Raw genomic sequence first — 12,029 nt, forward strand, 5'->3', positions numbered from 1 at the left:
TCTTTTATATCCCCATGTGTTCCCCGCCCACCATGACCAAACGCGAAGCTCCAATCTACAAGGTGATTTTCCTCAACCAGGGCCAGGTGTTCGAAATGTACGCCAAGCAGATCTATCAAAGTGATCTGTGGGGCTTTCTGGAAGTGGAAGAATTCGTCTTTGGCGAGCGCACCCAATTGGTGGTCGATCCGGGCGAAGAAAAGCTCAAGGCCCAGTTCGAAGGCGTGGTGCGCAGCTTTGTGCCGATGCATTCGATTGTGCGCATCGATGAGGTCGAACGCCTGGGTACGCCCAAGATCAGTGAGGCTCGGGGCGTGAGCAATGTGATGCCCTTTCCGATGCCGATGCCTGAGAAGTAGGGCTTTAGACCGAGGTGTGCCTATCGCAGGCAAGCCAGCTCCCACAGTTGACGGCATTCCAGCATTGAAACGCGGTCGAATGTGGGAGCTGGCTTGCCTGCGATAGCGACGTAAGGTCTACAACAAAATCAGGGCAGGGGAGAGAACGGCGAGCGCCCATCGGCACTCTGCAATTCCTGCAGGTAATTACGGAAAATCTGCCCGAGCACCTGGGTCGCCACTTCCAGTTCATCGCGCTGCATGTGCTCGGCGACTTCGTCGGCGGTGTCCAGTGCATCTTCTGCACCATTGACCGCAGCCATTTTCAGCACGATGTAGGCCTGCACGTTATTGGCCGGCACACCTTCGCCCTTGAAGAACATATTGCCGAGCTGGAATTGCGCCTGGGCGTGGCCCTGTAGCGAAGCCTTTTCGAAGTAGCTCAACGCTTTGTTGAGGTCGACGGCCGGGTTCTTGCTGTCATGGTAGAACTCGCCCAACTCGTATTGCGCTTGCGCATCCCCTTCCTCAGCCTGTTTCTGGCACGCGCTCAGGGCTTCGGCCTGGCTGTCTGGCTGGGTATTGAGGGTGCAACGACCCATCGCTGGGATTAACAACGAGTTGCCGCCTGCCTGGGCATGTGCCAGCAGCGGCTGAAGGAGCAACAGGCAGCCCAGAACCAGGGTGCGGCCGGTGCGTTTCATGGGAATCGACTTACCTCTGACGGGGCGCGCGGACCCTCGGGGAGTCCAATAAGCGCGCATTATGAAATAAGCAGGCCTCTGCTTACAAAGTCTTTACTCGTTTTTCTGCTGCTTGGGCAAGTTATCTGCCGGATTGCAGGGCAATTCTCGAAAAAACCAGGAAATTTCTGTAAGCAAGGTAGCAAATCTGACGCTGCCTGGGGGCAACGTCAGAGCGTGCGTCACTTATTTCAGGGCCGCAAAGGCGCGTTCGGCAGCATCCAGGGTCAGTTTCAGCTCGGCGTCGCCATGGGCGATCGAGGTGAAGCCGGCTTCGAAGGCGCTCGGCGCCAGGTACACCCCGCCTTCAAGCATCAGGTGGAAGAAGCGCTTGAACAGGTCGGCATCGCTGCCCATCACGTCATCAAAGGTGACGATGTCGTCGGCGCCGCTGAAATACAGGCCGAACATGCCACCGGCCTGGGTGGTGACAAACGGGATACCGGCGGCGTCGGCGCGCTGTTGCAGACCATCCAGCAGGCGGGTGGTGTAGTCGGTCAGTTCGGCGTGGAAGCCTGGGCGGCTGATCAGGCGCAGGGTGGTCAGGCCGGCAGCCATTGCCAACGGGTTACCCGACAACGTGCCGGCCTGGTACACCGGGCCCAGCGGGGCGATGTGCTGCATGATCTCGCGCTTGCCGCCGAAGCAGCCTACTGGCATACCGCCACCGATGATTTTGCCGAAGGTGCTCAGGTCCGGCGTGACGCCATAGTGTGCCTGGGCGCCACCGAGGGCGACGCGAAAGCCGGTCATCACTTCGTCAAAGATCAGCACCACGCCGTGCTTGTCGCACTGTTCGCGCAGGCCTTCGAGGAAGCCCGGGGCCGGCGGTACGCAGTTCATGTTGCCCGCCACCGGCTCGACGATGATGCAGGCCACGTCCTGGCCAACTTCGCTGAGCATTTGCTCGACGGCGGCGATGTCGTTGAATGGCAGGGTCAGGGTGTGCTTGGCGAACGCCGCCGGTACACCGGCAGAGTTGGGTACGCCCTGGGTCAGCGCGCCAGAGCCGGCCTTGACCAGCAGGCTGTCGGAGTGGCCGTGGTAGCAGCCTTCGAACTTGATGATGTTGTCGCGGCCGGTGAAACCCCGGGCCAGACGGATTGCGCTCATGGTGGCTTCGGTGCCGGAGCTGACCATACGCACCATTTCCATCGATGGCACGATCGAGCAGACCAGGTCGGCCATCTCGGTTTCCATGGCGGTCGGCGCGCCATAGGACAAGCCGTGTTGCAGCTGCTGGCGCACCGCGTCCAGTACGTCCGGGTGGCTGTGGCCGAGGATCATCGGGCCCCAGGAGCCCACGTAGTCGACGTAGCGCTTGTCATCTTCGTCGGTGACGTAGGCGCCTTCGGCATGTTTGAAGAACAACGGCGTGCCGCCCACGCTCTTGAACGCACGCACGGGGGAGTTCACACCGCCGGGGATGTGCTTTTGGGCATTGGCAAACAGGGTTTCGGAACGGGACATGATGGGCGTCTCTCTGAAATCAGATTTTAAGAAGGGCGTTGAAAGCACGGGCGCGGCGCGTGACTTCCTGAGTGCTGTCGGCGCCGAATAAACCGTGCACCACGGCCAGCAGGTCGGCCCCGTGGGCCACCAGCGGTTCGGCGTTGTCCAGGGTCACGCCGCCGATCACGCAGATCGGCAGCTGCAAGCGCGTGCGGGCCTCGGCCAGCATTTCAACAGTGGCGGCAGGTGCGCCGGGCTTGGTGGTGGAATTGAAGAAGCGGCCGAAGGCGACGTAGCTGGCGCCTTCTTTGGCGGCCTGTTCGGCCAGTTCGATCTGGCTGTGGCAGGTGGCACCGATGATCGCCCTGGAACCGAGCAGCGCACGGGCCGGGGTCAGCGGGCCGTCGGTCTGCCCCAGATGCACGCCGACGCCCAGTCGCGCCGCGAGCTCTGCATCATCGTTGATGATCAATTGAGTCTTGTAGCGCGAGCACAGTTCATGCAGCTTTTCGGCCTCACGCAGGCGCCGTGCCTCGTCGCTGCTTTTGTCGCGGTACTGCAACAGGGTGACGCCACCGTCCAGCGCCGCCTCGACGTAGGCGAGGAATTTGCCGGCCAACAGCTGGCTGTCGGTAATGGCGTAAAGGCCGCGTAGTTTCATCGGGCAAACCCCTTGCTGACGAGCGATAAGTTACGAGCAGAAATCCAGCGGCAGTCGGCGCGGCACGAACTGGCCCTGGCCCAGCTGTTCGGCGTCACGCAGGGTGCGCCAGGTGTAATTGAGGGCCGATTGCACCGCGCTGGCCAAACCTTCGCCCTGGGCGAGGCGCCCGGCCAGGGCACTGGCCAGGGTGCAGCCCGAGCCGTGATAACTGCCAGGCAAGCGCTGGCAGGTAAAGGTATGGCGCGTGCCGTCGCGGCTGTAGAGGCGGTTGTGCACTTCGTGTTCGTCGCCATGGCCGCCGGTGATCAGCAGGTGCTTGATGTAGGGCAACAGTTTCTCGGCGCATTCGTCGGCAGTGCCCTCGGGCAATTCGGCGAGGATCCGCGCTTCCGGCAGGTTGGGTGTGGCGATCAGCGACAGGGGCAGCAGCCGCTCGCGCATCGCATAGCCGACTTCGTCCTTGCCCAGGCTACCGCCGCCGCCGGCGCGCAGCACCGGGTCGCAGACCACCGGCAGATGCGGGTGCGCCTGCAGCAGTTCGACCACCGTATCGACCATGGCGGTGGAACCGAGCATACCCAGCTTGATTGCCGCGACTTCCGAGTCGCCGAGCACGGCATTGGCCTGGGCCATCACCCACTCACGGTCGAGCACGCGGAAGTCGCTGACATTGACGGTGTTCTGCACGGTCAACGCTGTGACGGCCGGGGCCGCGTGGCAGCCCTGGGCGAGCAGGGCTTCGATATCTGCCTGCAAGCCGGCGCCACCACTGGGGTCGTGGCCGGAGAGACAGAGGACAACGGGGCGAGAGCTGTAGATATTCATGGTGCGCGAGCTTACCACCAAACGCTTTTTGCGTGGCCGTCTGACGAGGGTCGAAGTGTGAGCGCTTGAACGGCGCTTTTCTGGCGATTGAAACAGCCTGAAAATGCGCTGAGAACCACGATGTAGAGCCTTTCAAAAAAATAGTTCAATGGTGTCCAATGGCCTCTAATGGCTATGCTAAAGTGCATTCAAACAACTTACTGTATCGCCGGTGTACGTCTTCTCAAAAGGATGGGGGGCTTTTGACATAACCGGACAGGCCACGCTGGGGCTCTATGCGCTATTTGCTGATCTTTATATTGTGCGGGCTACCCTTGCTCGCCGGCGCCGTCGAGTTCAACCAGGACACGCGAAGCCTGCCGTTGGGCCGGGTCATGCAAGTGCTTGAAGATCCAACCGACGCCCTCACCATCGCCGATGTCAGTTCCCCCGCCTACGCCGCCCAGTTCAAGACCCATGACAAAACCACCCTCAACGCCGGCTATTCGCGCTCGGTGTTCTGGCTCAAGGTCGACCTGCATTACACCGCCCAGGACGCCCGCGCACCGCGCACCTGGTTTCTGGAGCTGGCTTACCCGCCGCTCAATCGCCTGGACCTGTACCAGAGCGACGGCACCGGGCACTACCGCCTGAGCGCTCGCACCGGCAGCGCCTTGCCGTTTTCCAGCCGTGAGGTGAGCCAGAGCAATTACCTGTTCAAGCTCAACTTCCTGCCCGACCAGCAACAAACCGTCTACCTGCGCTTGCAAAGCCAAGGCTCGATCCAGGCGCCGTTGACGCTGTGGGCGGGCACGGCGTACCTGGAAGAGCAACCGCTGCGCTTGTATGTGCTCGGGGCTATTTATGGTGTGTTGCTGGGTATGCTGATCTACAACCTGTTCATTTACCTCAGCGTGCGCGACACCAGCTACCTCTATTACATTCTCTATATTGCATCGTTCGGCTTGTACCAGCTGTCGGTCAATGGCGTCGCGGTGCAGTACTTCTGGCCCGACAACCCGTGGTGGGCGAATGCGGCGGTGCCGTTCCTGATCGGTTCGGCGGCATTGTTCGGCAGCCTGTTTGCCCGCAGCTTCCTGCATACCGCGCAGCACAGCCGTTGGATCGACCGGATCCTGCTGGCGCTGGCGGCCAGCGGCGGCGTGGTGATGGCGCTGGCGCTATTGACCAGCTACGCCGTGGCCCTGCGCCTGGCCACCGGCCTGGCCCTGGTGTTTACCGTGACCATCTTTGTCGCCGCGATCAAGGCCTGGTACTGCGGGCAGCGCATGGCGCGCTACTTCATTATTGCCTGGTCGGCATTTCTGCTGGGTGGGGTGGTCAATACGCTGATGGTGCTGGGCTACCTGCCCAACGTGTTCCTGACCATGTACGCCAGCCAGATCGGCTCGGCCATTGAAGTGGCGCTGCTGTCCCTGGCCCTGGCCGACCGCATTAACGGTATGCGCGAACAGCAGGCGCAGATCCTCCTTGACGCCAGCCAGAAGCTCGAAGCGCTCAACCAGCAACTGGCCCGCAGCAACCGCCTCAAAGATGAATTTCTCGCCACCCTGACCCACGAACTGCGCACGCCGATGAACGGAGTAATTGGTTCCCTGGAACTGATGCAGACCGTGCCGTTGGGCGAGGACCTGGCGCAGTACCAGCAAACCGCCGCGGGCTCGGCGCGGGACATGATGCGCATGGTCAACGGTATCCTCACCCTGACCGAGTTGCAGGCCGGTCGCATGACTGCCCAGCCGCAAGCGTTCAGCCTGCGCAGTGTGCTCGACACCTTGCGCCAGCAGTTCACTCCCAGCGCGCAGAGCAAGGGCCTGGCGTTTTCCATTGATGTTGCCGATGAGTTGCCGGACCGGCTGATCGGCGATGCCGACAAACTGCTCCAGTGCCTGGATTGCCTGCTGGACAATGCCTTCAAATTTACCCAACTCGGCGCTGTGCGCTTGCGCGTGGTCGGGGTACCCGAAGGGGAGGATGCATTGCACCTGAGCTTTATTGTCACCGACACCGGTATCGGCTTTGCCTTTCTCGACGAGGCCACGCTGTACCAGCGCTTCTTCCAGCTGGATGGCTCGATGACCCGCGAGTACGGCGGCCTGGGCATTGGTTTGGCGATTTGCCGGCAGTTGATCGAGCTGCTGGGTGGGCGCCTGACCCATCATTCGGAACCGCGCAAGGGCAGCCGTTTCCAGTTGGAGCTCGACGTCCGCGCGGTGCCTGCGCAGGCCAGGCCGAACGGGCAAAACCAGCTCAGGCAACGTGCGCCCCAGGATTGCACGGTGTTGCTGGTGGACGACAACAGCGTCGGCCAGTTGGCGGTGCGCGGCATGTTGCTCAAACTCGGCTACCGGGTGAAAACCGTGGATAGCGGCCCGGCGGCACTGGCGGCATTACAAGGTAATAGCTTCGATGCCGTGCTGCTCGACGTGCCCGAGGGCGGCTTCTCGTTGTGCTGTCAGATTCGTGCATTGCCCGACTGCGGCGAGTTGCCGGTGATCGCCTTGAGTGGCTCAAGTGATGGGTCGGAACGTGAACGCTGCCATGGCATCGGCATGACCGATCGTCTGGCCAAGCCCGTACGATTCGAAGCCTTGCAGGCGGTACTGGAGCGCCGCGTGTTGCGCCTGGCTGAGGGTGAAAGCGCCGGGCATTCGGCGGGTATGCCACTTTTTTAAGCGTGGGGTCGGTGCTTAACTGAAATAACCGGCCTCAATCGATCTGTTTTTTGTAGGAGCGAGCTTGCTCGCGAAGAACGTCAACGATATCGCGCCCATCCTGGGTTAGCGCGTTGCTGTCAGGTTTTTCGCGAGCAAGCTCGCTCCTACAGGCAGCCTGCAATCGACGTGGCCTTTTTCCAGGAGGCCCGTCATGAACCTGCATCAGTTTGCCGAAACCCACGACGTCACCAATCAGCCACCGTCCCTGGACGGCACCAACCTGTATCGCATCGACTTGCCTTTGCAGGAATGGTCACGCCGCTTTGGCGCCGGCTGGGCCCAAGCGCGAATTGATGCCTACGGCGCGCTGGCTGGTGGGCCGTTGATGGAAGCCGGGTTCCTGGCCAACCAGAACAAACCGGTGTTCAGCAGCCATGACCGTTATGGCCATCGCATCGACCTGGTGGAGTTTCATCCGGCTTATCACGAACTGATGCGCACCGCCGTCGAGCATGGCCTGCCGTCGCTGCCCTGGGCGCATCCGCAGTCCGGCGCCCATGTGGCCCGTGCGGCAATGACCTACCTGCACAGCCAGGCCGAGGCCGGCACCGGTTGCCCGCTGACCATGACCTTCGCCTGCGTCCCGGCCCTGCGTCTGCAACCGGACCTGGCAGATCGCTGGTTGCCGAAAATCCTCGCTACCCAATATGACCCACGCAACGTCGGCATTGCCCACAAGGCCGGCGCCACCATCGGCATGGCCATGACCGAGAAGCAAGGTGGCACCGATGTGCGGGCCAACACCACCCGCGCTTATCCGGTGGGCGCCGGTGGGCCCGGCCAGGCCTATGAGCTGGTGGGCCACAAGTGGTTCTGCTCGGCGCCGATGTGCGACGGCTTTCTGACCCTGGCCCAGACCGACAAGGGCCTGACCTGTTTCCTGCTGCCCCGGCACCGACCGGACGACACGCGCAACGAGTTCTATATCCAGCGCTTGAAGAACAAACTCGGCAACTGCTCCAACGCGTCCAGCGAAGTGGAGTTTCGCGGCGCCCTGGCCTGGATGGTCGGTGAAGAAGGCCGCGGTGTGCCGACCATCATCGAGATGGTTGCCATGACCCGCTTCGATTGCATGGTCGGCTCCAGCGCCTTGATGCGCCAGGCACTGACCCAGGCCAGCCATCACTGCGCCCACCGCCTGGTCGGTGGCCGCGTGCTCAACCAGCAGCCGCTGATGCAGAACGTGCTGGCCGACCTGGCATTGGAGAGCGAAGCGGCCCTGGCCTTGAGCCTGCGCATGGGGCGCGCGCTGGATCATCTTGATGATGAACAGGAAGCCAAGTTCGCCCGGCTGGTCACGGCGGTGGGCAAGTATTGGATCTGCAAGCGTGCGCCGGCGATGATCAACGAAGCTGCCGAATGCATGGGCGGGGCCGGGTATGTGGAAGACAGCATCCTGCCGCGTCTTTACCGTGAGGCGCCGGTGAACTCGACGTGGGAAGGCTCCGGCAATGTGCAATGCCTGGACGTGCTGCGTGCGTTGTCCAAAGAGCCGGGCGTGCTGGAGGTGCTGTTTGTGGAGCTGGGGGATGGTCATGGCGACAAGCAGCTGGCGCGGCAGATCGAGCAACTGAAGTCGGCGTTTATGGATACCCAGGACATCCAGTATCGGGCGCGGCAACTGACCGAGGATATTGCCGTGGCGTTGCAGGCCAAGTTGCTGTTGGAGGCGGGCAATGCGGCGGTCAGCGACGGGTTTATCGCCAGCCGGTTGGGTGAGGCGTCGGGGCGGGTATATGGCACCTTGCCGCGTGGCGTCGACGTGGAAGCAATTGTCGCCCGCTCAACCCCGCAATCCCTCTGAATAAACACAATCAAATGTGGGAGCTGGCTTGCCTGCGATAGCGGTGGTCCAACCAGCAATTATGTAGCGGATAGACCGCTATCGCAGGCAAGCCAGCTCCCACCTATAAACGCATTCCATTTCTGGTGTTTCGGTGAGGCCGGGATACAGGCAAGATAAAGGCCTGCAAGTCCAGAACACAGGATGCTTACCGTGACCGAAGCTTTTGTTGTCGTTAAAACCGCCGAAGAAGCCGTGGACCGGCTGGCGGCTCTGCATGAGCAAGCCACCGGCGCGCTCAATCAAGCCCTTAAGCAATACCTCAAGGACCGCGTCGAACCCGACGCCGCTCAACGCGCACTGTTTCGCTACCCGGAACTGCGCCTGACCTACCACTGCCACGGCGAAGTCCCACAGACCACCCGTGCGTATGCCAAGGTGCAGTTGCCCGGTACCTACAGCGTCACCGTCACCCATCCCGGCGCGTTTCGTAAGTACCTGCTGGAGCAGTTGGTGCCGCTGATGCACGACTTTACCGTCACGGTGGAAGTGGGCGTCAGCCAGCAGAACATTCCCTACCCGTACGTGGTGGAGCAGGGCGATGAACTGGCCGGCTCCGGCGTCACCGCCGCGACCCTGGCCCGCGTATTCCCCAGTACCGACCTGTCCGCCGCCACCGACGGCATTGCCGACGGCCTGTATGACTGGGAAAACACCGACCCGCTGCCCCTGGCCCTGTTCGACGCGGCGCGCGTGGACTTTTCCCTGCGCCGCCTGGTGCATTACACCGGCAGCGATTGGCGCCATGTGCAGCCGTGGATCCTGTTGACCAACTACCACCGCTACGTGGACCAGTTCATCCTGCACGGCCTGGAACAATTGCGCAGCGACCCGCGGTTTATCCGCATGGTGCTGCCGGGCAACGTGGTGATCGACAAGAGCATGGACCACGGCGAAGCCTCGGCCATTGCTGCAGGTGTGGTGTGGCACCGCTACCAGATGCCGGCGTATCACCTGCAAGCCAGTGACGGCCATGGCGTGACCCTGGTGAACATCGGCGTGGGCCCCTCCAACGCCAAGAACATCACCGACCACCTGGCCGTGTTGCGCCCGCATTGCTGGCTGATGATCGGCCACTGCGGCGGCCTGCGCCAATCCCAGACCATCGGCGACTACGTACTGGCTCACGCCTATATGCGCCGCGACGGGATTCTGGACCGTGTGGTACCGCCGAACATCCCGATCCCGGCCCTGGCCGAAGTGCAGCTGGCGCTTCAGCAAGCGGCGGCGAAAGTCACCGGCGAAAAAGGCGAAGAGCTGAAAAAACGCCTGCGCACCGGTACCGTGCTGACCTACGACGACCGTAACTGGGAGCTGCGCTGGGCCCAGGAGCGGCCGCTGATCAACCTGTCTCGCGCCGTGGCCGTGGACATGGAAAGCGGCACCATCGCCGCCCAGGGTTACCGTTTGCGCGTGCCTTACGGCACCTTGTTATGCGTATCCGACAAGCCGCTGCACAGCGAGATCAAGCTGCCGGGTTCGGCCAACGCGTTCTATGAGCGTGCGGTCAGCCAGCACTTGAAAATCGGCATTGAGGCGGTCGACCTGTTGCGCACCGAACTCAACTCGTTGCACTCGCGCAAACTGCGCAGCTTCGACGAACCGCCGTTCCGCTAAGCGGTTGGGATGGTCATTTGGCGGTCAGGCCACTAGCATTGTCGGTCCTGACCGTTAGATGTTCCTTTGCCATGTCCCGTCCTACCCGTCCCGATTCGCGCCGCCCAGGCGTGAAACCTTCGCACTCTGCCGCTCGCCGCGTTGCCAAGGCGCCACCGGCCGAGCCGAAGCTGATCCTGTTCAACAAGCCGTTCGATGTGCTGACCCAGTTCAGCGACGAAGGCGGGCGCGCGACCCTCAAGGATTTTATCGATATTCCGGGCATCTACCCCGCCGGGCGCCTGGACCGTGACAGTGAGGGCTTGCTGCTGTTGACCAACGACGGTCAGCTCCAGGCGCGCATCGCCGATCCCAAGCACAAGCTGGCGAAAACCTACTGGGTGCAGGTGGAAGGCGAACCGACTGAAGAACAGCTGCAACGCCTGCGCGATGGCGTCGAACTGAACGACGGCATGACCTTGCCTGCCGAGGCCCGGCTGCTGGATGAGCCGGCGTTATGGCCGCGCAACCCGCCGGTACGCTTTCGTAAAAGCGTGCCCACCCATTGGCTGGAATTGGTGATTCGCGAAGGGCGCAACCGTCAGGTACGGCGTATGACCGCAGCGGTGGGCCTGCCGACGCTGCGCCTGGTGCGTGTACGCATTGGTGACTGGTCTATCGACGGCCTGGATCAAGGCCAATGGAAGGCAGTACCGGCGCGCTTATAAGGCGCCGGATTCGATCAGGCCAATCACTACGCTCTTGATGATGAACGCGGCCACGCCCAGGCCCAGTACGAAAAACAGGATGAACGAACCAAAGCGCCCGGCCTTGGATTTCTTTGCCAGGTCCCAAACGATAAAGCCCATGAAAATAATCAGGAGGGTGACCAGGCCGGTCATCATCCATTCTTCAAACAGGGCGGGGTCGATGTTGTTCATGGGGCTCTTCCGGCAAGACAAGCGAGCAGTATACGACAGCGTTACAGACGCAACATTGACCTGAGTCGAAGCACAATCCAAATGTGGGGGGCCTGATGCCATTGTAGGAGCGAGCTTGCTCGCGAAAAATTCACAGACGCCGCGTTCATTCAAGGGGCACGCGTTATCGTTAACGTTTTTCGCGAGCAAGCTCGCTCCTACAGTTGAACATCGTTGTTCTCAGGTGCGCAGGTGGGTCAGGGGCAGTTCGGTGCTGTTGAGCACCTGATTCAGCACGAAGCTGGAACGCACGCTGGTCACCCCTTCAATGCGGGTCAGGTGGCCCAGCAGCAGTTTCTGATAATGGTCCATGTCCGGCACCACCACCTTCAACTGATAGTCCGCATCCATGCCGGTCACCAAACTGCATTCCAGCACTTGCGGCAGGGTGCGGATGGCGGCTTCGAAATTCTCGAAGCGCTCCGGTGTGTGACGGTCCATGCCGATCAGCACATAGGCTGTAAGGCTCAGGCCGAGCATCTTGCGATCCAGCAAGGCGACCTGGCGGGCGATATAGCCGTCGTCTTCCAATTGCTTGACCCGGCGCGAGCAGGGCGAAGGCGACAGGCCGATGCGTTCGGCCAGCTCCTGGTTGGAGATCCTCGCGTCGCGCTGCAATTCCGCCAGAATACTCAGGTCGTATCGGTCAAGCTTGCTCATTGGGTTAGCCTTTGTCGTAACTATTGCGGTGAATTATCCATGAAGGGTTAAAAATTGCGCAAGCACTGTTTATTGACGCAATCTTCGCAATCATCTGCCCGCTCGGCACGCCTATGATTACCAACAGAATCACCGCCTGGACAACAGTCCACAGCAACGCGCCCAATCAGGCCCGTTGCGGCCGCCGCCCCAGCAGGGTTGAGCCGGCCTC

At 61.7% G+C, this 12,029-nt stretch carries 11 protein-coding genes; 5 read left to right on the plus strand and 6 right to left on the minus strand.

Annotation, left to right across the window (positions count from 1 at the left end):
- Window positions 1–32: 32 nt before the first annotated feature.
- Complete coding sequence (locus TX23_RS17170; protein WP_003236992.1) at window positions 33–359, plus strand: DUF1820 family protein; 327 nt, start codon at window positions 33–35, stop codon at window positions 357–359.
- A gap of 128 nt (window positions 360–487) precedes the next feature.
- Here TX23_RS17170 and TX23_RS17175 read toward each other — a convergent pair whose 3' ends face one another.
- From TX23_RS17175 to TX23_RS17190, 4 genes are all read right to left on the minus strand, one after another.
- On the minus strand, window positions 488–1,042 hold the full coding sequence (locus TX23_RS17175; protein WP_057703221.1) for a tetratricopeptide repeat protein: 555 nt from the start codon (window positions 1,040–1,042) through the stop codon (window positions 488–490).
- Window positions 1,043–1,267: 225 nt separating this feature from the next.
- The gene (gene hemL, locus TX23_RS17180) at window positions 1,268–2,551 is read right to left on the minus strand and encodes a glutamate-1-semialdehyde 2,1-aminomutase (protein WP_057703222.1); all 1,284 of its coding nucleotides are present in this window, start codon (window positions 2,549–2,551) and stop codon (window positions 1,268–1,270) included.
- A gap of 19 nt (window positions 2,552–2,570) precedes the next feature.
- Entirely contained in the window at window positions 2,571–3,194 is a 624-nt protein-coding gene (gene thiE / locus TX23_RS17185; RefSeq protein WP_057703223.1) for a thiamine phosphate synthase, read from the minus strand.
- Window positions 3,195–3,224: 30 nt separating this feature from the next.
- The gene (locus TX23_RS17190) at window positions 3,225–4,022 is read right to left on the minus strand and encodes a hydroxymethylpyrimidine/phosphomethylpyrimidine kinase (protein ID WP_057703224.1); all 798 of its coding nucleotides are present in this window, start codon (window positions 4,020–4,022) and stop codon (window positions 3,225–3,227) included.
- A 275-nt stretch (window positions 4,023–4,297) separates the two neighbouring features.
- Here TX23_RS17190 and TX23_RS17195 point away from each other — a divergent pair, with 275 nt between their 5' ends.
- The 4 genes from TX23_RS17195 (at window position 4,298) to TX23_RS17210 (ending at window position 10,906) form a co-directional block, all read left to right on the plus strand.
- Window positions 4,298–6,697 carry a hybrid sensor histidine kinase/response regulator gene (locus TX23_RS17195; protein ID WP_057703225.1) on the plus strand — a complete coding sequence of 800 codons (2,400 nt, stop codon included), beginning with the start codon at window positions 4,298–4,300 and terminating at the stop codon, window positions 6,695–6,697.
- A gap of 193 nt (window positions 6,698–6,890) precedes the next feature.
- Window positions 6,891–8,543 carry an acyl-CoA dehydrogenase family protein gene (locus tag TX23_RS17200; protein ID WP_057703226.1) on the plus strand — a complete coding sequence of 551 codons (1,653 nt, stop codon included), beginning with the start codon at window positions 6,891–6,893 and terminating at the stop codon, window positions 8,541–8,543.
- 183 nt (window positions 8,544–8,726) lie between these two features.
- The gene (gene amn, locus TX23_RS17205) at window positions 8,727–10,199 is read left to right on the plus strand and encodes an AMP nucleosidase (RefSeq protein ID WP_167346940.1); all 1,473 of its coding nucleotides are present in this window, start codon (window positions 8,727–8,729) and stop codon (window positions 10,197–10,199) included.
- 71 nt (window positions 10,200–10,270) lie between these two features.
- Window positions 10,271–10,906, plus strand: a complete 636-nt coding sequence (locus tag TX23_RS17210; RefSeq protein ID WP_057703227.1) for a pseudouridine synthase — start codon at window positions 10,271–10,273, stop codon at window positions 10,904–10,906.
- On the opposite strand, the gene TX23_RS17215 is transcribed toward TX23_RS17210, so the two are convergent.
- Window positions 10,901–11,110: a DUF2788 domain-containing protein gene (locus tag TX23_RS17215; RefSeq protein WP_025858220.1), complete on the minus strand. Its 210-nt coding sequence runs from the start codon at window positions 11,108–11,110 to the stop codon at window positions 10,901–10,903. The two genes, TX23_RS17210 and TX23_RS17215, sit on opposite strands and share 6 nt — an antisense overlap.
- Before the next feature lie 228 nt (window positions 11,111–11,338).
- Entirely contained in the window at window positions 11,339–11,818 is a 480-nt protein-coding gene (locus tag TX23_RS17220) for an Lrp/AsnC family transcriptional regulator (protein WP_003194418.1), read from the minus strand.
- Window positions 11,819–12,029 lie beyond the last annotated feature (211 nt).

Origin of the sequence: Pseudomonas paralactis, from assembly GCF_001439735.1 — a bacterium.
In the GTDB taxonomy this organism is placed as follows: Bacteria; Pseudomonadota; Gammaproteobacteria; order Pseudomonadales; family Pseudomonadaceae; genus Aquipseudomonas; species Aquipseudomonas paralactis.

Excerpts from the sequence above, each read along its gene's own strand:
- TX23_RS17170 (WP_003236992.1), top strand. The coding sequence starts at position 33 with ATGACCAAACGCGAAGCTCCAATCTACAAGGTGATTTTCCTCAACCAG.
- TX23_RS17175 (WP_057703221.1), bottom strand. The coding sequence starts at position 1,042 with ATGAAACGCACCGGCCGCACCCTGGTTCTGGGCTGCCTGTTGCTCCTT.
- hemL (WP_057703222.1), bottom strand. The coding sequence starts at position 2,551 with ATGTCCCGTTCCGAAACCCTGTTTGCCAATGCCCAAAAGCACATCCCC.
- thiE (WP_057703223.1), bottom strand. The coding sequence starts at position 3,194 with ATGAAACTACGCGGCCTTTACGCCATTACCGACAGCCAGCTGTTGGCC.
- TX23_RS17190 (WP_057703224.1), bottom strand. The coding sequence starts at position 4,022 with ATGAATATCTACAGCTCTCGCCCCGTTGTCCTCTGTCTCTCCGGCCAC.
- TX23_RS17195 (WP_057703225.1), top strand. The coding sequence starts at position 4,298 with ATGCGCTATTTGCTGATCTTTATATTGTGCGGGCTACCCTTGCTCGCC.
- TX23_RS17200 (WP_057703226.1), top strand. The coding sequence starts at position 6,891 with ATGAACCTGCATCAGTTTGCCGAAACCCACGACGTCACCAATCAGCCA.
- amn (WP_167346940.1), top strand. The coding sequence starts at position 8,727 with ATGCTTACCGTGACCGAAGCTTTTGTTGTCGTTAAAACCGCCGAAGAA.
- TX23_RS17210 (WP_057703227.1), top strand. The coding sequence starts at position 10,271 with ATGTCCCGTCCTACCCGTCCCGATTCGCGCCGCCCAGGCGTGAAACCT.
- TX23_RS17220 (WP_003194418.1), bottom strand. The coding sequence starts at position 11,818 with ATGAGCAAGCTTGACCGATACGACCTGAGTATTCTGGCGGAATTGCAG.